The following is a 19,606-nucleotide window of genomic DNA, read 5'->3' on the forward strand; positions in this document are numbered from 1 at the left end:
CAGGCCCGCGTCTGCGCTGGATGGACCCGACGATGACCGCCGCGACCCGTGACTCCAGCAGCGCGCTCGCCCAGCTCCTCGCCCAGCGTGAGGCGCTGCTCGCGTTCGCGGTCCGCCGCGTGGGCGACCCCGCGCTCGCCGAAGACATCTTGCAGGACACCTTCGCCAAGAGCGTCCAGCAGCTCGCCGAGATCCGGCGTCCAGAGGCCGCGCGGGCGTGGTTTTACCGGGTGCTCCGCAACGCCTGCGCAGACAGCCATCGCAGCCGCGCGCGGCTGCAGCGAACGGTCGACGCCGTCACGGTCGAGGCCTCGCTCCACGAACACCCGCCCGAGCTCGACGCGCTCGATCGCGGCTGTCGGTGCGTGGCTCAGGTCGCCGCCGAGCTCAGGCCTGCGTACGCCGAAGCCCTCTCGCGGATCGACGTCGACGGCCTGGCGGTCAAGGACTTCGCGGCCGAGCGTGGGCTGTCGGCCTCCAACGCGGGCGTGCGGATCCATCGTGCTCGTCGGGCCCTCGCCAAAGATCTCGTTGAACACTGCGGCGCCTGTGCCTCGCTCGGTTGTGCCGACTGCACCTGTTCGAGCTGAGCCGAGCTGAGCGGTGGGGGGGGGGCGCGGGTGGTATCCGTCGCCGGCTGGGTTGGAATATGCTCGCAGCGCCCGGCCGTCCGGGTGAGCCCGCCATGTCCACCGAGGAACCCACGCCCAAACCCAAGCGCAAGTGGTTGCGTCGCGTCTTCATTGCCAGCCAGGTTGTGCTTGGACTCGGTCTTGGCCTGGTGATCGCCGAGAAGGTGTTCGCCGATCGCTACGAGGGCGCGTTCCCCCACGTCAATTTCTATGTGGAAGACCCCGAGCTCGGCGTCCGGCTCGAGCCTGGGGCAACCATGAAGTTCCGGCTGCGCAACAACCCCCTGTCTACGATCAACGTCAACGCGCAGGGCTACCGCGGGGCCGACTGGCCGGCCGCCGGCACCAACCCCGGTGAGATCATCGTGCTCGGCGACTCGCAGGTGTTTGGGCTTGGCGTCAACGATGACGAGACCTTCTCCGCCCAGCTCGCCGCGATCACCAGCCGCCCGGTGCTCAACGCGGGGGTCCCGACCTACGGGCCGCCAGAGTACCTGGCGCTGGCAAAAGAGCTGCTCGAGCAGCGCAAGCCGGCGGTCGTGGTCTTGACGATCAACTTCCTCAACGACGCGTTCGAGATCGATCGGCCCAACAAAGATCGCCACACCGTGTGGGATGGTTGGGCGGTCCGGGCCGAGCACGCGCCGACCGAGGTCCGGCAATTCCCCGGACGCAAGTGGCTGTATTCGCAGTCCCACGCGTTCTATGCGTTTCGCCGCTGGCGCCACGAGCGGGGCAAGGCCGAGCTGCCCGACGGCGAGGAGCAGGTCGATCTCGGCACCCCCTCCGAGGGGCGCTTCGAGGATCTCGTCGTCACCAGCATCACCGCCCACGCCCAGCATGACGCCGAGCTCGACCAGGCCAAGCAGGCGCTCGACGCCTCGCGCGAGCGGATCAGCGAGGTCGACGAAGAGCTGCGCAGCAACCGTGACCAGCTCGACGATCTGGTGCGCGAGGCGAGCGAGTACGAGTTTGGTGAGTTCGAGCGCGACGTGACCCGGGGCGAGCCTGGCGACATCGTTGACGAAGACTTTGGCGAAGAGGGCCGCTCGGTGCTGCTGACCGCCGGGCTGATCCGCAAGGCCGCGCGCCAGCGCGAGGCTCACCTCCAGAAGCTGCTGCGCAAGCAAGAGCGCAAGGGCGAAACCCAGGCCAAAGATCTGATCCAAGCAGAGGAACAATTGCTCGCCGAGCGCCACGCCCTGCGCGAGCAGATCGCCGCTGGTGTCCCGCTGGTGCCCCCACCCACGTCGGTGTTCGACGCTTACCTGCAAGAGTTAAAGGCGCTGTGCGACGAGCACGGCGCGGAGCTGGTGTTGGTCGCGCTGCCTGTCGACGTTCAAGTCGACGCGAGTGAGTGGGACAAGTACGGCGTCAGCGATCGCCCCGACATGAGCGAGTCGCTGGTGCTGCTGCGTGACTTGGTCGACAACGCCGAGCAGCACGGCATCCGCTCGCTCGACGCGACCGAGGCTCTGCGTGGGGCCGAGCCGGGCGCGTTCTTGGATCACGACATCCACATGACCGCCAAGGGCCACGCCGCCGTGGGTGGGGCCCTGGCCGTGCGCCTGGCTTCGGGCTTGCCGGTCGCGCTGCCGGGCGGCGGCCTTCCCGAGGGGCTGAGCTTCGTCCCGGCCCGCGACGAGTGGAGCCCAACCGAAGAAGTCAACGTCGCGGGCTCGACCAAGGCCGGCTGCGCGACCCAGATCGAGGGCGACTGGCTGCGGGTCCGCTGCGTCCGCAAAGACAAGCGCGATGGGTTTGGCGCGATCGAGCTGATCGAAGGAGGGACCCCAGCGACGATGCTCGTGCACAACCGCGACGGCCTGACCCTGACCACGCCGCTCACGATCGGCGCCCCGGTGACCGCCCGCTTTCACTTCGCCAAGCAGATCCGCGAGCTGCAGATCCGCTGGCCGCTCGGCGACGACGGCAAGCCGAAGTTCGTGGGGACCTTCGTCGACGTCGAGGGCCAGCCCAAGGTGCAGGAGCCTGCTGCTGCACTCGCCCCGCTGTGCACTTGCTACGAGAAGACCGCGCAAGAATTCTGGTGCCTCGAGACCTACCCCGACGGTGAGGCCCATCAATGCCAGGAGTCGTGTGGCGGGCTGTGGGGGGATCCGGCCCTGATCGAGTCGTGCACCCGCAGCTTTGGTGACAACTGCGGCCGGCTGCTCTCGTGCGTGCAGAACGACCCCCTCACCGCGCCGGAGTGTCCAGAGGGGGCGGTCCACGCGTTCGCTAGCAACGCCTGCTTCGCGGCCTGCGACGACGGGCATCCGTGCAAGAGCGGAACATGCACGCCCTGGCAGGGCGGCAGCGTGTGTGCGCCATGACTGGCGTGACCGGAACGACCAAGACACCTGCGTAGGACGACCCGCGAACGGCACGCGCGAAGTCCAAAGCTGGTTGCCGGTCGCAAACCTGGCCTGATAGATTGCTGGCTCGGTACGATGAGCGAGCACGTCCACATTGCGATCGTTGGCGCGGGGTTCTCGGGCGTCGGCGCGGCGATTCGGCTGCGCCAGGCCGGCATCAACGACTTCGTGGTGTTCGAGCGCGGCGAAGAAGTGGGCGGTGTGTGGCGAGACAATCGCTACCCCGGCTGTGCCTGCGACGTAGAGTCGCCGCTGTACAGTTACTCGTTTGCGCCCAACCCCGCGTGGTCGCGGATGTTCTCTCCGCAAGCGGAGATCCTGGACTACGTGCGCCGCTGCGCTGGTGAGTTTGGCGTGCTGCCCCATGTTCGGTTTGGCCACACCATTCGCGAAGCGGCGTGGGATCCCGTCACCAAGCGGTGGCAGCTCTCCAGCTCGCGCGGGCCGTTCACCGCCGACGTGTTGGTCGCGGGGATGGGGGCGCTCAGCGAGCCGTGGGTCCCAGGGTTTCGCGGGATCGAGCGCTACGCGGGCCAGGCGTTTCACTCGGCCCGCTGGGACGAGGACGCGCAGCTCGACGGCCGGCGCGTCGCGGTTGTGGGCACCGGCGCCTCGGCGATCCAGATCGTGCCACGGATCCAAGCGCGGGTTGGCCACCTGAGCTTGTTTCAGCGCACCGCCCCGTGGGTGGTGCCGCGCAAGGATCGGGCGTTCGGCCCGCTCGAGCGCCGGCTGTTCTCGAGCGTGCCGCTGACCCAACGGCTGATGCGCGCCGGCTTGTATGTCCGCCACGAGAGCCTGCTGCTCGGGTTTCGCAACCCGTGGATCATGCGCGTGGTCCAGCGCCAGGCGCTGCGCTACCTGCATCACCAGATCAAAGATCCCCAGCTGCGCGAGCGCCTGCGCCCCAACTTCACCTTTGGCTGCAAGCGCGTGCTGCTGTCCGACGACTACTACCCCGCGCTCGCCCAGGACAACGTCAGCCTCGTCAGCGCCGGGATCCGCGAGCTGGTGCCCGAGGGCATCGTCGACACCGAGGGCCAGCTCCACGAGCTCGACGCGATCATCTGGGCGACCGGCTTTCACGTCGCCAACCCGCCCTTCGCCAAGTACGTGCGCGGCCGCAGCGGCGAGAGCCTGGCCGAGGTCTGGCGCGGCAGCCCGACGGCCCACCTTGGCTCGATGGTCGCCGGGTTCCCCAACTTGTTCTTGTTGACCGGCCCCAACACCGGGCTTGGGCACACCTCGATGCTCTTGATGATCGAGGCCCAGCTCGAGCTGCTGCTCGGGGTCCTCGGCGAGATCGACGGCAACGACACCGCGACCGTCGAGCCCGATCCTGGCGTTCAGGCCCGCTATGTCCAGCAGATCGAGCGCGGCGGCCAGGGCACGGTGTGGACCGCGGGTGGCTGCGCGAGCTGGTACCTCGACGAGACCGGGCGCAACTCGACGCTGTGGCCGTGGTCAACCCACGCGTACATGCGCCGGGCAAAGTTCGATCGCGGCGACTACCTGCTCGACGCGTGAGCCAGCGCCCTACGGTGTTCTAGGGCGGACACGGGATCGAGATCTTCGGGTTCAGGTTTGGATACTCGCCGTCGGTGTCCCAAAACGGCTGGGCTTGCGCGACCCACTGCGGCCCGATCGCCGCGAGCGACTCGCCGTCGCTGCTCTTCAGCGGGATGTTTCCGGGCGCGTGGTGGACGAACAAGGCGCCATACTCACCCTCGTAGGGCGCGAAGTACTCACACAGCGCGGGGTCGAGCGGGGTCTCGAAGCGCAAGAACACATCGGTCGCCTGATTGCCCGCGGTGATGAGGTCGACTTCGAAGCGCGCGTTCGAGTAGGGTTGGTAGCCGATGTAGGTGGCGGCGAAGAAGTTGGGGTCCCAGTACGAGGTCTGATCGACGCAGCCATCCCTGCCGCTGCACAGCGCGGACAGTGCGGCGAAGCTGATCCGAAAGTCGGCGGGATCGACCCCGTTGACCGGCGCGACCGGCTCGCTGAAGCGCAGGACCACGAACTGGCCCGTCGCGTTGAGGCTCGCGGAGACCAGCTCGAAGGGAACGTCATTGGGCTCGGTGTTGGTGTCGCCCGAGGGACCGCCATCGCCATCGCCATCGCCACTGCCATCGCCCGAAGCGTCCTCGCTGCCGCCGGCGTCGCCATCGTCGAGGGTGAAGCCGTTGTCCCGCGACGCGCAGCCGAGCGTCATGAGGGCCAATCCAAGCGCTGCCTTGTCAGCCACACTCCCTCTTCGAACTGTCATGGCCGCAGCGTCCCACGGACGGTGGCAGATCTCAATCTGTTTTGCGCTCGTGCGAGGCATTGCACCAGGACTGCCAGCGTCGAGGAGTTCGAGGTCGTCACCCACGTCGAGCGATCATTGGTGACAACGGCTTGGGTCAGCGCAACCCAAGGGCCGGGACAGGCCAAGAGGTGCGCGCTCTAGCTCTAGACGGTCCGTAGCAGCGAGCTGCGCTTGGGGCCGGTCGCGTGCATCTTGGCGGCGACCAGGGCGACCTTCGCCGCCGTCTCGAGAAACACCTTGGCGTGCTCGCCGTCGGGCGCCGAGTTGACCACGGGGTTCCCGGTCTCACCGCCAGCGCTGACGGTGTTGTCGATCGGCAGCTGGCCGAGCAGCTCCACGTTGAACTCCTCTCCGAGCCGCTTGCCGCCGCCGCTGCTGAAGATGTGATCCACGTGGCCGCACGAGGGGCAGCGATAGTGGCTCATGTTCTCGATCAGCCCGAGCAGCGGGATCTCGAGGGTCTTGAACATGTCCACGGCCTTGCGCACGTCGAGCAGCGCGACCTCTTGCGGGGTCGTGACGATCACGCCGCCCGTGATTGGGAGCAGCTGCCCGAGCGAGAGCTGGGCGTCGCCCGTACCCGGGGGGAGATCGATGATCAGGTAGTCCAGCTCGCCCCACTCGACGTCCTCGAGGAACTGCTGCAACAGCTTGTGGATCATCGGGCCCCGCCAGATCACCGCGCGCCCAGTCTCGACGAAGAAGTCGACGCTCATGACCGGGATCCCGCGGTGCAGCGCTGGGATGATCCGCGCTCCGCCGACGCTCTTGTCGCACTGGCGCGAGGCCGGGCCCATCATCTTCGGCACGCTTGGCCCGTAGATGTCGGCGTCGAGCAGACCGACGCTGGCGCCAAGTCGCTGCAGCGCCATCGCGAGGTTGACCGCGACCGTGCTCTTGCCAACGCCACCCTTGCCCGCGGCCACGGCGAGCACGTTCTTGACGGTGGGCAGCCGATCCAGATCCTGGCGCGGCGGCTTGCGCGGGACCTTGAGCCCCCACGCGATGTTGACCGGCTTGGCGAAGGGCTCGAGCGCCGCGCGGATCCGAGTCTCGAGCGTGCCTCGCAGCGGGTAGCCCGGTGAGATCAGCGCGACCTCGACGTCGATCGAGTCACCGACGCTGATCTCGCCGACCTGACGAGCGCTGACGAGGTCCCGCTCGGTCGCCGGGTCTTCGACGGTGCTCAGTGCTTGGCGGACGCTGTCGGGTGTGGCGCTCATCGTGAACCCCACATCCAGCCGCTGCGCGGGTTGATTGTGCGGGGGGACATGACTGGCCCCCTGAGAAGGGGATCGAAGACTCGGTTTCCTGTGGGCATGGGGCCGCGCGAGCGCGGAAAAACCTAGCAAGAATGACCCCCATCTCCAAGCGGGCCCGATCCCCCCTCACCGACCTTCGCGCTTGGCCAGCTGGAACCCGGCGGCTTGCGGGCGAGCTGGGTCGCGCGGTGCGTGGCGCGGGTGGCACCGAAGCGGCGTGATCTGGCCTCCGGTGCGGCTTCGGGCTACCCTCGCGCGTCCGCTGGACCACCCTGGACCACCAAATCATGGCAGTGCTCGAAGTCGTCAAGTACCCCGATCCGCGCTTGCGCGAGGACACCTTCTCCGTCGAGGCCGTCACCGACGAGATCCGTCAGCTCGTGCGCGACCTGATCGACACGATGTTCTCGCTCAACGCCGCGGGCATCGCCGCCATCCAGGTCGGCCGGCTCGAGCGGATCTTCATCATCGACGGCAAGGTCGCGACGGGCTCCGAGACCGCGGACCCGCTGGTGTTCATCAACCCCGAAGTGGTCGAGACCGGCAAGGGCCTCGCGATCGCCGAGGAGGGCTGCCTGTCGTTCCCGGACGTGTTCGTTGACGTCAAGCGCCCGCGCTGGGCCAAGCTTCGGGCGATGAACGTCGAGGGTGAGATGTTCGAGGCCGAGGGCGACGAGCTGTTCGGGCGCGCGCTGCAGCACGAGCACGATCACCTCACCGGTAAGCTGATGATCGATCTGGTTGGTATGGTCAAAAAAGAGATGATCAAGCGCAAGATGAAGCGCTGGCATTCGCAACACGACGCAGAGACTACGGACCGCGGCGCGTCCGCATCCGCTGAGTGAGCTTTTTGACTGTGCGCCCGTGTGCGAGCAGCACACGGGTCTGCATACTTATTTGTGAATCGCGCTCTGGTGAGGTCGTAGCCAAGCATACGCACATGACGAGCGATTCCGTCATGTGTGCGGGAAACTCTGCTCTCATTGAATTCGTGCGATCAGCGGGGCTTTTTCTGGCAATTTTGATGAGCTTGGGAACACGCATCGTGCAACTTTGATGGCGTGAGCCGCCTCGACAAAGCCAGTCACGAGTCTAGCGAACCCCTAGAACGCTCGGATCGGTCGAATCGAAGGTCGGCAGCGACTCACGCGATTGTCATCGGTGGCAGCGTGACTGGGCTGTGTGCCGCGGCGGCGTTGGCGAAGAACTTCGAAAAGGTCACCGTGCTCGAGCGTGACGCTCTGCCGGGGCCCGTGCCGCGGCGCGGGGTGCCGCAGAGCCATCACACCCACGCGCTGCTCCACCGGGGCCAGCAGATCATGGCCCAGCTGTTCCCAGGCGCATTCGATGCGTTGTTGGCCGACGGCGCCAGCGTCAGCGATTTTGGTCAGAAATTTCGGTGGCACCACCACGGCACGTGGCGTGTTCGTGGTCGGCTCGGCATCGACAATTGGATGGTCTCCCGTCCGCTCCTCGAGTCGCGTCTGCGCGATTCACTGGCCGCGCGGGGCAACGTGGAGTTGCGGTTCGACTGCCCGGTCGAGGCGCCCATCCATGAGCGGGGCGAGCTTGGAGGTGGTGTCTGGGGCGGCGTCCGGCGTGGCCGCGTCCAAGGTGTGCGCTTGCGTGACGGGACCGTGCTCGAGGCCGATCTGGTCGTCGATGCGCTTGGCCGCGGCTCGAGCTCTTCGAAGTGGCTCGCCGCGTGGGGCTACGGCGAAGTCGAGGAGCAGCGGGTCGAGATTGGGATGACCTACGTGTCCGGTCTGTTTGACCTGCACGGCGGTCACTACCCCGACGGGGTGATGATCTACCCCCAGGCGCCCAACAACCACCGCGGCGGGATCGGCCTTCGCGTCGAGGGCGGTCGCATGATGGTGACGCTGTTTGGCTACCACGGGGATCGGGCGCCGCTGGATCTCGCTGGCTTTGTGCAGTGGGCCAAGACGCTGGCGGAGCCGCAGCTACACGCGTTGCTCTCGCGCTCCAGCTTGATCGGGGAGCTGCGCCAACACACGATGCCCTACCAGCTGCGGCGCAACTACGCTGGGATGCAGCGGCTACCGGCCGGGTACTTGGTCATGGGCGACGCCCTGTGCAGCTTCGACCCGAGCTTTGGACAAGGCATGACCACAGCCGCGATGCAGGCCGAGCTGCTCAGCCAGCTGCGGCCCGGCCAACGAACGGCTCGCATGCAGCGTCGGATCGCACGGGTGACGGACGTGCCGTGGCAGATGACATCGACAGAAGCCTTCTGCTGGCCCGAGAGTCATCAAGAGGTGTCTCTGGGAGCCGCGCTGATGCACCGATACCTCAACCGCGTGGTCGCTCTCTCAGCCCACGATCTCGAGGTCTACCGGACCCTCACCGAGGTCATGCAATTCGTGAGTCCCGCGTCGAGGTTGTTTCGTCCGCGGGTATTGTGGCCCGTGCTGTTCGGCCGCCGCGAACGGGCGCCCGCGCAGCAGCGTCCCACCGCCACGCGTGAACTCTCCGTCGCCGCCGAGCTCTCGGGGCTGCGGCGTTCTGGCTCGTGAGTCTCATGAGTTGGGCCGTCACGGCTGCGGGGCCGCGGGCTCGCGGGCGAGCAGCGGACACTGCAGCTGTCCACTCGCGACCCCGTTGTCGTACACGTAGTGGTCGCGCAACCGCGATTGCAGCAGCTGCGCGAAGTCCTTGGTCAGCTGATAGCTGGCCGGCTTGTCCTGCTGCAACAAGATGATCGCGTAGCCCTCGCGGGTCTGCTTGAGGCTCTCGCGGAGGCCGTCGGCGCCCTCGTCAAACCAATCGGACTGGGCGAGCCGCGAGTACGGCACCTCGCCGCAGCGACGCCACTCGCCCTGCGGCGGATCAGCGCGAAAGCAGCAGTGGTTGATCACGCGGCCGGACTCGAGGTCGACCTCGCCGGCGATCTCAATTTGAAACACGGCGATGTTGGCCAGCAGCTGATCTTGCATCACCGCGGTCTCGGCCTGCTCGCGCCGCTGCGGATCCGCGGCAGGGCACAGCGGATCGCCGGGCAGGCGCGGGCCACAAGCGCGCTGGTAGTTGGCGAGCTCGGCCTCGAGCTGGGCGGCACGCTTCTCATGCTGCGCTTGGACCTCGAGCTGGGCGGCCTGCGTGGCGGCGCGGGCAGCTTCGGCGGCCGCGATCGCTTGGGCCTCGACCAGCTCGGCCTCCAGCTGTTCGATCTCGTGGGCGGTGCTGTCGAGCTCGCTCTCTTGGATGGTTGCGAACACGAACAGCACGACCATGAACACGTCGAGCAGCGGGAGCATGTCGATGTTGCGCCTGCGCATGAGGTCGCTCAGTCGAGTGGTTTGGCGACTTGCTCGGGTCGCTGCTCGAGCCCCTCGAGCAGGGCCATGCGAACGTGCAGGCGCGCGCGCTCGATCAGGCTCTCGCAGGTGCCGGCGACCGCCGACAGCATGAGCGCGCCGATCAGCCCCCAGAACGTGGTCCCCAGAGCAGTCGGCAGGCGCGCGCGGAAGCCGACCAGATCGGTTGGATCCGAGCTGACCAGCGCGAACACGGTGCCGAGGATGCCCAGGTGGACGGCGAATTGAGCGAAGCGCTCGATCCAGCCGATCCGCTCGTTGAGCCGGACGATCGCGCGGGCGGCAGGCTCGCTCGTGTCCCCGCTCATCAGGCGGGTGATCTCTTCGAAGCTCAGATCCACGACCGGTGCGGCCTCGAGCCGCTTGCGAATTGGGTGGTCAGCCGCGAGCTGGGCCGCGACGCGACGCAGGATCCCGAGCGCGCCAACGACCTGGTCGAAGGCTTGCTGACCCTGACGAAACCACAGCGCCGAGGTGCCGGTCATGCCCAGCACGGCAATGAGCACCAACACCGAGAGTGGATCAAAGAGGGTCGAGATCCCCATTGGCTACTCGCGGTTGATCGCGACCTTCTCGATGCCCTTGGATTTCAAGCAGTCGGTCATGGCGATGACCGATCCATGCGATGCTTCTTTGACGTCGAGGATCGCGTCGTCGACCCCTTCGAACAGCTCGCCGCGCTCGCACACGCTCGCACAATCGCTGGCGGGCGCGCCGTCGATCGAGCAGCCGTGCACGTCGATCGTGATCTTCAGGGTCTTGTTGGCCGCCGACTCGGGCGCTGGCGGCTCGGGCTCGGGCTCGGGCTCGGGCGGGGTGACCTGCTCGGGCTCGGCCGGCTGCGCGGGCTCGGCTTGGTCCGCGTCACCTTCGGCGTCTCCTGACGAGCCGATCCCGAAGCCGGGGATACAGTCCGACAGCCACAGGGCGACGAGTGTGACGACCGCCAGCAACGCGCCGAGCACGGTCGTCCTCCCGCCACTACCCTTGCGCTTGCGCTCTTGCTTCTCGGCCATGCGCGGCGAAGATCACCCGAAGGCCGAACTAGATCAACCGATCGGGCCGGACGGTTCTCCTGGAGTCAAACGCGCCGCGCGTGCGATTCGGCGCGAATTGGCGGGCGACGCACCGAGCCTCGTGTGTATTCAGTCGCGGTCCAAACCCCGAGAACAGCCACTGAGAGCCCTGTCCGGGCTCTTGCGATCGCCTCGCGCTCATGCGAGTCAATCCGGGTGCGCGTCCGATTGGGACTCATTGTGGGCTTTGTCGTCGGCCTCGCGGCGCCGTTCGTGGCACCGAGCCTCGTGAGCGCGGGTGGCTGTCCAGACGGTGGCGAGATGATCGAGCACGAGATAGCGAGCGGTCAGACGCTCAGCGGGATCGCGGTCAAGCACGGGGTCAGCCAGCGCTCGATCGAGCGCTCCAACCCCGGCCTCGACCCCAACAAGATCCGCGAGGGCCAGAAGCTGAAGATCTGCTTGCCCAACCCAAACGCCGACTCGGGCTCGTCAAAGTCAAAGTCGAAGTCGAGCGGCAGCGGCAAGTCCTGCGGCGGCGGCAAGACCATCGCTACCCACGAGGTCAGCTCCGGCGACACGCTCAGCGGTATCGCGGCCCAGTACGACGTCAGCACCGACACGGTGATCTCGCGCAACGCGTCGCTGAAGAAAAACCCGAACTCGCTCAGGGTCGGGCAAGAGCTGCTGATCTGCCTCGAGACCAAGAAGACCAAGAACAGCAAGACCTGTGGCTACCGCACGCCGCTGCACACCCACGTGGTCGTGCCGGGCGAGCACCTTGGCGAGATCGCCGGTCGCTACGGGGTTCGGCGCGGCGACTTGATCAAGCTCAACAGCTCGCTCCGGTCCAACGCCAACCTGCTCAGCGTGGGGCAGAAGCTGCGCGTGTGTCCGGAGATCGCCCCGCGCGAGCGAACCAAGTTCGAGTACACGGTGCGCTCGGGCGACACGCTGGGGGACATCGCCGAGAAGTACGGGCTCACGACCGGCGAGCTGCTCGGGTTTCAGCGCGGCAAGCTCAAAGACGCCAACGATCTCAAGGTCGGCAAGACGCTGGTCGTCTACAAAGAGGGCTCGATCCTGCCCGGCTTTGGCGGCTTCGACGATGACACCGGCGTGCTCCCAAGCGGCGTGCAGATGCCCTCGGGCAAGTACTACGTGGTCAAGAACCCGGGCCTGGCGTGGGGCACTGGGGACACCGTGCGGCTGATCCAGACTGCGATCTCATCGTACCGTAACGTGTGGCGCAGCTCGCCAAAGATCCACGTTGGCGACATCTCCAAGAAGGGCGGCGGCAAGTTCCCGCCGCACCGCAGCCACCAGCACGGCAAGGACGTCGACATGGGCTACGTGCTCAAGGGCGACAAGGCCGACGAGACCAAGTTCGTCGCCGTCAACGCAAACAACCTCGACGTCGCGCGGACCTGGGATCTGATCCAGGCGTTCTTGAACACGGACGAGATCAAGTACATTTTCATGGATTACTCGGTCCAGAAGCTGCTGTACGAGCACGCCCAGAAGAAGGGCGTGTCGAGCGACACGCTGGACGAGCTGTTCCAATACCCGCGCGGCAAGGGTCGTGGGCACGGGATCATCCGCCACTCCAAAGGCCACGTGAACCACTTCCACGTGCGCTTTCGGAAGTAGCGGGCTTGCCTGGGCCTCAGCTCGGCCCCGAGCTGAGGCGCTTCCTGTGTCCATGGGACGGGCTCCTAGCAACCAATAAAAAAGGGCCGACGAATCGGCCCTTCTTTAAAGCGCATCAGCGCCTTTCGGATCCTCAGCCTTCGAGGACGCGAACGTTTTCGGCGCGGGGGCCCTTGGGGCCTTCACCCGCGTTGAAAGTAACCTTCTGGCCTTCGCGGAGCTCATCGAAGCGGGCGCCCTCGACGTTGGACATGTGGAAGAACATGTCTTTGCCCGTACCAGTGTCGATGAATCCGAAGCCCTTGTCCGTGAGACGCTTGATCGTACCTTCTGCCATTTTTGTTTTCCTGAAAGAGTGTCTCGCAACGCCTTCGCCACCCAAGGGGCACGGACCTTGCGAGGGAGGCGTGTACGTGAATTGAGGGCGCGTGTCCACTCTCGTCGATGGCGCCGCGGCGGCTGCCGTTGGCGCCGAGGCGCGCGCTCGTTGCGCTTTTGGCCGCGCGAGACTGTCGGTGACGGCCATCTCGGCGACACACAGGCGCTCTGGGTGGGGAAATTCCGCAGAATTGTCCGGTTCTACTCGAACGAGCACCCGTGTTCTCCCCTATAGCGTCGGACCACGGTGGCGCGCCCTCGACCGTGACCGCTCGGAACCGCGTGCGTCAACGTGTGCTGCGGCAAACTCGCCGGATGTCGGCGGTCGCCCACCGACGAGGCGGGTGTAGCGACCGCCACCGCCTCACTCGGGCGGCGCCGCGAGCAAGCGGCACTCGTCCGCGACCATGATAGCGAGCAGCAGCGCGCTGACGCCAAGCCACCCAGCCAGCGATCCGACCAGGGCGCCTGCAAGCGGTCCGAGTGGGCCGGCAACGGTCGACAAAGGCGATGACCATCGCCCACTCGGTCAGACCATCGCCCACTCGGTCATGGTCATCGAGCCCCGCGTGGATCCGGTGATGCGTGGTTGTCAGGACTGCGTGGGGGTCTGAGGACAGGTTTGCTAGAGTGCGACCGCCAGCCGCATGAGCGAGACCCCGCCCCAGCCCAACCCCGAGCCCGTCCACTACGTGTTCCCCGACGCGGGGGAGGCGGTCCGACGCGACCACGCGAACTACTACATTGGCGCGCCGATCGGCCAGGGCTACTACGGCATCGTCTACGACTGCACCGACGACTGGGGCAACGAATTAGTCGCGAAGGTGCTCAAGCCGATGGGCTCGTTCCAACAGGTCGCGGATCGCTGGCAGCGGGAGGCCGCCGTGCTCACGACCATGCGGCATCCCAGCATTACGTATATCCACGACGCGTTCGTCTATCACAACCTGTTCTACCTCATCATCGAGAAGTGCCTGTATCCGCTCTCGGCCGAGCTGCACGTGGCGAGCGAGCTGTGGCTCCCGCAGATGGCTCGGGATCTGCTGCAGGCAACCGCCTACATTCATCGGGCTGGCTGGGTGCACAAGGACATCCACGTTGGCAACGTGTTCGTGAGCGCGACCAAGGATCCCTTCGACGAGGCCCGCGAGCCGGTGATCGGCTTCAAGCTCGGCGACTTTGGGATCTCGCGCATGGAGGGCAGCATTCGCCCACACGGGTCCGAGCTGGCCCGCTGGATGCTCCCGCCCGAGGCGATCGATCCAGCCCGGTTCGGGCCGATCGATCGTCGCGTCGACATCTATCACGCGGCGCTGACCTTCATGTGTGTGGTGTATGGGCAGATCCTCAGGTTCAACCGCGAGCAGATCCTCGCTGGTGAGCCGCAGCGGCTGGCCCGCTCGCTCGACTCGATCTACGGCCCGCCGTTGGCGCGGGCCCTCAACCCGTGCGCGGCCGAGCGCACACCGACGGCGCTCGAGTTCTGGCGAGACATCCACGCGGCGATCACCGCGGCGGGCGTGCGCGCGGAGATCGGGTAGCCTCGCTACCATGCTCGCCTTGGTGCTCGCCTTGGAGCTCGCCTTGGAGCTCGGTGCGCTGTTTGTTGGCGCTCCCTCGCCCGGCCCGGGAGGGGCAACCGACGAGGGGGTGATCTACGCGCCCACGCCAAGCGATGCGGCGAGCGAGCCGCGTAGCCTCGACCGTGGGATCGAGCCCGTCCAGATCACGCCGCCCCCCGAGCGTCCGCGGCTGCCCGAGCTCCAGCCCGCGCCCGAGCCCGTATCGCCCACTGAACTGGCGGAGCCGTGGGACACCGTGATGCAGCCGCCACCGCTGCCACCACCGCCGCCGCCGCCAAGCGGCGCGGGTCGGCTGGTGGCGGGGAGCCTGACGATCGGCCTGGGTCTCGCGGCGGGCTCTGCGGTGGTCGTCGAGGCCGCGCGGACCGACGGCAACCCTCGCTTCGTGGCCTCGACCTTCGTGCCGCTCGGGCTCGCGTGCATTGGCGTGGGTACCTACCTGCTGGTCCGCGGGGCTCGGGCGCGCGCCAACTTCAACGACTGGAAGACGTACACCCAGGCCAAGTCGCGGCCGTCCGGCAACGGCCTGCTCGTGGCCGGAACGATGAGCTTCGTGGTCGGCGGGGTCACGTTGATCGCGGCGGGCGTCCAGGCCCGCGAGCCTGGGGCCTTTGATCGGCCGTTGACGCCGACCTTGTTTGGGATCGGCGCGGCTGGGGCCGTGTTTGGGATCGTTGGCGTGACGACGGGGATGATCCAGCGCGATCGCTATCGGAGCTGGCGCCAGTCGACCTTCCTGAGCGTGGTGCCCACCCTGGCGCCGACCCGCGGCGGGGTCAGCTTCGGCGTCGCTGGACGGTTCTAGCCTAGGAGCCCGTGGTGCAACGCCTCACGCCGCCTCGCTTGGTCTTTCCGCCGAGCTCTTCGTCGCCGAAACTTCCAGTACGCCCGGTACAGGTGCGTTTCGGCTCCTCAATCTCGACGAAAATCCCGGCGCGAGGCGACGCGATGCATTGCACCACGGGCTCCTAGCGCGTAGCCGCGCCCGCGGTTGCCAAGCACGCAGGGCTCTCCTACACATGCCCGGTGCCTTTCGCTACGGGATCTGGTGAGCACCGCGTCCACTTTCAAGAGTACGGCTCGCGGGCGAATCCAACGATTGTGTTGATTCAGGGCCTGATGCTCGACGGTCGGTTTTGGTTTCAGATGCCAGCGGAGCTGGCCTCGGACCCGGAGCTTCCGTGGCATGTGTTGGTGCCCGACAACCGGGGGGTCGGTCGCAGCGACATGCCCACGCGACCGTGGACGATGGGCGACATGGCCGACGACGTCGCGGCGGTGCTCGACGCTGCCGGCGTTCGCAAGGCCGTGCTCGCGGGGATCTCGATGGGCGGCATGATCGCCCAGCACGTCGCGCTGCGGCATCCAGAGCGGGTCGCGGGCTTGGTGTTGATGGCGACCACGCCGGGGCTGCCGCACGGCAAGCTGCCGGGCCTGCGGACGCTCGGTGATCTGTTTGGCTCGTCGCTGCTGCGCCGCGGGGAGATCGAGCCGTTCGCGCGCTTGATCCTGCCAGACTCCGAGCTGCGCAACGCGCGTTCGCTGCTGTCGGGGTGGTTTGATCTGATGCGCGAACAGCCGCCGACGCGGCGGACCTTTCTTGGCCAGTTTGGAGCGATCGGCACGCACTCGACGGGCGGGCGGCTTGGCCGGATCAGCGTGCCTGCGCAGATCGTGACGGGCGACGAAGATCGGCTGGTGCCGGCCCGCAACAGCGAGATCCTGGCGGCCAAGATTCGTCGCGCGCGGCTCGAGGTGCTGCCGGGGGTGGCACACGGGATCCCGGTGCTGGACGGGCAGGTGGTGCGCCGCAACGCCGCTTTGCTGCGACCAAGCTGAGCGCTCAGCCAGCGTCGGTCTGGACGAAGCCCCGGACCAAGTCCATGACGGACACGATGCCCACGAGCACGTGCTTGTCATCGGTCACGAGCAACCGGTGCACGGCCTGCGACACCATCATGCGACCGGCCTCGACGATGCTCTGCTCGGGCCCGATCCTCAGTACGTTGGGTGTCATGACCTCGCGCACGGTGCCGTCGCGGCCGACCGTTGGATCCCCAAACTCGAGGGCGTGCCCGTTCTCGAGCGAGTAGTAGTGGGCATTGCCGATCACCGCGCCGCGATCGCGATCGGGGTCGATGAGGTCGGACGCGCTCACTACCCCCACGACCTCACCAGCGGCATTGACGACTGGCGCCCCGCTGACGTGCTTTTGGGCGAACAACCGGGCCGCTGTCTCGAGGCTGGTGTCCGGCCCGACCGCAAACACCTTTTGGGTCATCACCTCGGAGACCTTGGGGATTTGAAGGGCTCGCATGTGCTCAGCTTAGGTAACGAAAGCCAGCACTCCCGCGAAAACTTTGCAGTAGATGGTTTCTGAACCGGTTCAGCGCGAGCGCGTGGCGGCCACTGACAACGGCGACGCGATCGATGACGACCTCGGCGGGGCTCGAGCTTCGCAAGGCGACCGCGGACCGAGGGGCTGGGCGCTGCGCGTACTGCTCCACGCGATCACCGTCCATATTTGGTCAGCGCGTCGCTTCGGTTAGGGTCCGCCCGCGTGATCAGCCTCGACAACATCTCCAAGCGCTACGGCTCGCAGCTCCTCTACGTCGACGCGTCGATGAGCGTGTTTCGCGGTGAGAAGGTCGGCCTGGTCGGACCGAACGGGGCGGGCAAGTCCACGATCTTTCGGCTGATCGTGGGCGAGGACCAGCCTGACGATGGCGTCGTCTCGGTCGAGAAGAACCTGACGATCGGCTATTTCGATCAGGACGTCGCGGAGATGGGCGGACGGTCGGTGCTGGCCGAGACCATGGCTGGCGCGGGTGAGGTCTCGGTCCTCGCCGCGGAGCTGCGCGAGCTCGAGCAGGCGATGGCCGACCCGGACCGACAAGCCGAGCTCGACGGCCTGGTCACTCGCTACGGCGAGGTCCAGCCCCGTTATGACGCGCTCGGTGGCTATGAGCTCGAGCCGCGCGCGCATGAGATCCTGGCCGGGCTTGGGTTCACGCCGGACCGGATCGCGGATGACGTGGCCAAGCTCTCGGGTGGCTGGAAGATGCGGGTGGCGCTGGCGCGGATCCTGTTGATGCGACCCGACATCTTGTTGCTCGACGAGCCCACCAACCACCTCGACATCGAGTCCATCCTGTGGCTGGAGGGGTTCTTGCGCGGCTTCGCTGGGGCCCTGGTCATGACTTCGCACGACCGCGAGCTGCTCAATCGCTTGGTCACCAAGATCGTCGAGATCGACGGCGGCGAGCTCACGACCTACACCGGCAGCTACGACTTCTACGAGCAACAGCGGGATCTCGCGGCCGCCCAACACGAGGCCCAATATGCCCGACAGCAGGCCGCGCTGGCCAAGGAGCGGGCGTTCATCGCACGGTTCGCGGCGCGGGCCAGCCACGCTGCGCAGGTCCAGTCGCGGGTCAAAAAGCTCGACAAGATCGAAAAATTGGATCCGCCGCGCTCGCGCAAGATCGTCGACTTCGAGTTCTCAAAGCCGCCCCGCTCGGGCAACGACGTGGTCACCTTCGCGGACGTCGACAAGCGCTACGGCAGCGCCGCGCCGATCTACGCGGGGTTCACGTTCGCGGTCCGCCGGCTCGAGCGCTGGGCGATCATGGGCATCAACGGCGCGGGCAAGTCGACGCTGCTCAAGCTGATCACCGGACGGACCGAGCCAGATGCGGGGACCGTGACGATCGGCGCCAGCGTCAAGCTTGGCTACTACGCACAGCACGCGATGGAGCTGCTCGATCCCACCCAGACCGTGCTCGAGGCCCTGCAAGCCGAGCACCCCCAAGCCTCGCAGGGGTCGCTGCGCACCTTGTTGGGGGCGTTTGGGTTCTCGGGTGACGACGTAGAGAAGCCGTGCCGGGTGCTCTCGGGTGGGGAGAAGGCGCGGGTCGTGCTGGCCAAGATGCTCTACGTGCCGCCAAATTTCTTGGTTCTCGATGAGCCCACCAACCACCTGGATCTGGACACCAAGCAGATGTTGGTTCGGGCGCTCGCTGACTTCGAGGGCACGATGGTGTTTGTCTCGCACGATCGAACCTTCTTGGCGAAGCTGTCCAATCGCGTGCTCGAGCTGACCCCGGAGGGGCCGCGCAGCTACGGCGGTGGATACGTCGAGTACGTCGCGCAGGCCCAGCACGAGGCACCCGGTGCTCGCTGAGGAATGACTATAGGTCCGTCTAGTCTCGAATCAAGCGCTGCGCGCAGTAATGCGGGTACCTCGATTGCGCCCATGCTGGCATCTGCCGACATGTCCGACAAAATGAGCGCATTCGGCGAGTGCTGGCAAAAACTCAGTGTGCCGAATCGATGTTGGGTGTTAGCTTTCCGTTCGTGAACCTTCGATCTCTCTCGTCCAAAGTCGCGATCATTTTCTCTGGGCTGACCTTGGTCGGCTTCGTGGGCCTGGTCACCACGACCCCCGATGCCCAGGCCAAGGGTCACGGCAAGGGCAAGGGTCACGGCAAGGGCAAGGGTCACGGTAAGGGCAAGGGGCACGGCAAGGGTCACGGCCACCACAACCACCCGCTCGCGGTCGATGGGTCGTTCGGCGTCGTTAGCATGGGCCCGCCGACCTGGGCCAGCCAAGAGACCCCCGACCTGTGTGTGCTCTTGCTCCCGGCGACCTTCAGCTTCACCGGGGACTTCGACGGCAGCTTCACCGACTGCGAGTTTTATATCGAGCACTACGGGCCTTGCGATCAGCCGGCCCCCGAGTCCTTCTCGAGCGCTGGCAGTTGGAGCGGGGCGGTGCTCGGTGGCGAGGGCAGCTTCGACTTCAGCTTCGAGGGCGAGATCGACGCGCAGGGGAACGCGCTTGGCGATCTCGTGATCGACGGCGGGTCGTGCACTGGCGAGCTCGAGGGTCTAGACGGGACCATCAGCCTCGACGGCGTCACCGGGGTAGGCGGCACCTACAGCGGCGCGGTCGAGTTCGATTAGTCATCCGGGGGCATCCGGGGCATTCGGGGGCAACGGGCGATAGCGCCCCAGCTACACTGTTCACGCAGTGAATGGTTCGTTGACGCCCTCGGC

Annotated in this window: 19 protein-coding genes; 11 read left to right on the forward strand and 8 right to left on the reverse strand. The window is 66.7% G+C overall.

Going from position 1 to position 19,606, the window contains the following annotated elements; all coding sequences use genetic code 11:
* Positions 1-32 precede the first annotated feature (32 nt).
* The 3 genes from DB30_RS10570 (at position 33) to DB30_RS10580 (ending at position 4,537) form a co-directional block, all read left to right on the forward strand.
* On the forward strand, positions 33-590 hold the full coding sequence (locus tag DB30_RS10570; protein ID WP_165703696.1) for an RNA polymerase sigma factor: 558 nt from the start codon (positions 33-35) through the stop codon (positions 588-590).
* 95 nt (positions 591-685) lie between these two features.
* Entirely contained in the window at positions 686-2,968 is a 2,283-nt protein-coding gene (locus tag DB30_RS10575; protein WP_052548272.1) for a hypothetical protein, read from the forward strand.
* Positions 2,969-3,085: 117 nt separating this feature from the next.
* The gene (locus DB30_RS10580; RefSeq protein WP_052548273.1) at positions 3,086-4,537 is read left to right on the forward strand and encodes a flavin-containing monooxygenase; all 1,452 of its coding nucleotides are present in this window, start codon (positions 3,086-3,088) and stop codon (positions 4,535-4,537) included.
* A 19-nt stretch (positions 4,538-4,556) separates the two neighbouring features.
* Here DB30_RS10580 and DB30_RS10585 read toward each other — a convergent pair whose 3' ends face one another.
* Both DB30_RS10585 and DB30_RS10590 read right to left on the reverse strand, forming a co-directional pair.
* Positions 4,557-5,225 (reverse strand): hypothetical protein, encoded by a 669-nt coding sequence (locus DB30_RS10585; protein WP_146658465.1) that lies wholly within the window; start codon positions 5,223-5,225, stop codon positions 4,557-4,559.
* 239 nt (positions 5,226-5,464) lie between these two features.
* Positions 5,465-6,544 carry an Mrp/NBP35 family ATP-binding protein gene (locus DB30_RS10590; RefSeq protein ID WP_052548341.1) on the reverse strand — a complete coding sequence of 360 codons (1,080 nt, stop codon included), beginning with the start codon at positions 6,542-6,544 and terminating at the stop codon, positions 5,465-5,467.
* A 326-nt stretch (positions 6,545-6,870) separates the two neighbouring features.
* On the opposite strand from DB30_RS10590, the gene def reads away from it, so the two are divergent.
* Together def and DB30_RS10600 are read left to right on the forward strand one after the other, a co-directional pair.
* The gene (gene def / locus DB30_RS10595) at positions 6,871-7,428 is read left to right on the forward strand and encodes a peptide deformylase (RefSeq protein ID WP_052548275.1); all 558 of its coding nucleotides are present in this window, start codon (positions 6,871-6,873) and stop codon (positions 7,426-7,428) included.
* A gap of 324 nt (positions 7,429-7,752) precedes the next feature.
* Positions 7,753-9,120 (forward strand): FAD-dependent oxidoreductase, encoded by a 1,368-nt coding sequence (locus DB30_RS10600; RefSeq protein WP_052548276.1) that lies wholly within the window; start codon positions 7,753-7,755, stop codon positions 9,118-9,120.
* 18 nt (positions 9,121-9,138) lie between these two features.
* Here the strand turns inward: DB30_RS10600 and DB30_RS10605 are convergent, their stop codons facing one another.
* Genes DB30_RS10605 through DB30_RS10615 form a run of 3 tightly spaced genes read right to left on the reverse strand, consistent with a single transcriptional unit; the run spans position 9,139 to position 10,937 of the window.
* Complete coding sequence (locus DB30_RS10605; protein ID WP_052548277.1) at positions 9,139-9,882, reverse strand: hypothetical protein; 744 nt, start codon at positions 9,880-9,882, stop codon at positions 9,139-9,141.
* Between the two features lie 8 nt (positions 9,883-9,890).
* The gene (locus DB30_RS10610; protein ID WP_052548278.1) at positions 9,891-10,466 is read right to left on the reverse strand and encodes a MotA/TolQ/ExbB proton channel family protein; all 576 of its coding nucleotides are present in this window, start codon (positions 10,464-10,466) and stop codon (positions 9,891-9,893) included.
* A 3-nt stretch (positions 10,467-10,469) separates the two neighbouring features.
* Entirely contained in the window at positions 10,470-10,937 is a 468-nt protein-coding gene (locus tag DB30_RS10615; RefSeq protein ID WP_052548279.1) for a hypothetical protein, read from the reverse strand.
* Positions 10,938-11,177: 240 nt separating this feature from the next.
* Here DB30_RS10615 and DB30_RS10620 point away from each other — a divergent pair, with 240 nt between their 5' ends.
* Positions 11,178-12,587 carry a penicillin-insensitive murein endopeptidase gene (locus DB30_RS10620; RefSeq protein ID WP_165703697.1) on the forward strand — a complete coding sequence of 470 codons (1,410 nt, stop codon included), beginning with the start codon at positions 11,178-11,180 and terminating at the stop codon, positions 12,585-12,587.
* 133 nt (positions 12,588-12,720) lie between these two features.
* Here DB30_RS10620 and DB30_RS10625 read toward each other — a convergent pair whose 3' ends face one another.
* Positions 12,721-12,924 carry a cold-shock protein gene (locus DB30_RS10625; protein WP_052548281.1) on the reverse strand — a complete coding sequence of 68 codons (204 nt, stop codon included), beginning with the start codon at positions 12,922-12,924 and terminating at the stop codon, positions 12,721-12,723.
* A 405-nt stretch (positions 12,925-13,329) separates the two neighbouring features.
* Complete coding sequence (locus DB30_RS10630; protein ID WP_153258281.1) at positions 13,330-13,470, reverse strand: hypothetical protein; 141 nt, start codon at positions 13,468-13,470, stop codon at positions 13,330-13,332.
* Between the two features lie 142 nt (positions 13,471-13,612).
* Here DB30_RS10630 and DB30_RS10635 point away from each other — a divergent pair, with 142 nt between their 5' ends.
* The 3 genes from DB30_RS10635 to DB30_RS10645 all read left to right on the forward strand — a co-directional run bounded on the left by DB30_RS10635 (position 13,613) and on the right by DB30_RS10645 (position 16,387).
* Positions 13,613-14,506, forward strand: coding sequence for a serine/threonine protein kinase (locus DB30_RS10635; RefSeq protein ID WP_052548282.1), 894 nt, complete (start codon positions 13,613-13,615; stop codon positions 14,504-14,506).
* Positions 14,507-14,516: 10 nt separating this feature from the next.
* The gene (locus tag DB30_RS10640) at positions 14,517-15,353 is read left to right on the forward strand and encodes a hypothetical protein (protein ID WP_052548283.1); all 837 of its coding nucleotides are present in this window, start codon (positions 14,517-14,519) and stop codon (positions 15,351-15,353) included.
* A 221-nt stretch (positions 15,354-15,574) separates the two neighbouring features.
* A complete protein-coding gene (locus DB30_RS10645) occupies positions 15,575-16,387 on the forward strand; it encodes an alpha/beta fold hydrolase (RefSeq protein WP_146658469.1) in 813 nt (270 codons plus the stop codon).
* 4 nt (positions 16,388-16,391) lie between these two features.
* Here the strand turns inward: DB30_RS10645 and DB30_RS10650 are convergent, their stop codons facing one another.
* Positions 16,392-16,865, reverse strand: coding sequence for a CBS domain-containing protein (locus DB30_RS10650; RefSeq protein ID WP_052548285.1), 474 nt, complete (start codon positions 16,863-16,865; stop codon positions 16,392-16,394).
* Between the two features lie 243 nt (positions 16,866-17,108).
* Here DB30_RS10650 and DB30_RS10655 point away from each other — a divergent pair, with 243 nt between their 5' ends.
* Complete coding sequence (locus DB30_RS10655) at positions 17,109-18,731, forward strand: ABC-F family ATP-binding cassette domain-containing protein (RefSeq protein WP_052548286.1); 1,623 nt, start codon at positions 17,109-17,111, stop codon at positions 18,729-18,731.
* 173 nt (positions 18,732-18,904) lie between these two features.
* Entirely contained in the window at positions 18,905-19,513 is a 609-nt protein-coding gene (locus tag DB30_RS10660) for a DUF3224 domain-containing protein (RefSeq protein ID WP_052548287.1), read from the forward strand.
* Positions 19,514-19,606 lie beyond the last annotated feature (93 nt).

This window comes from Enhygromyxa salina (assembly GCF_000737335.2).
GTDB lineage: Bacteria > Myxococcota_A > Polyangia > Nannocystales > Nannocystaceae > Plesiocystis > Plesiocystis salina_C.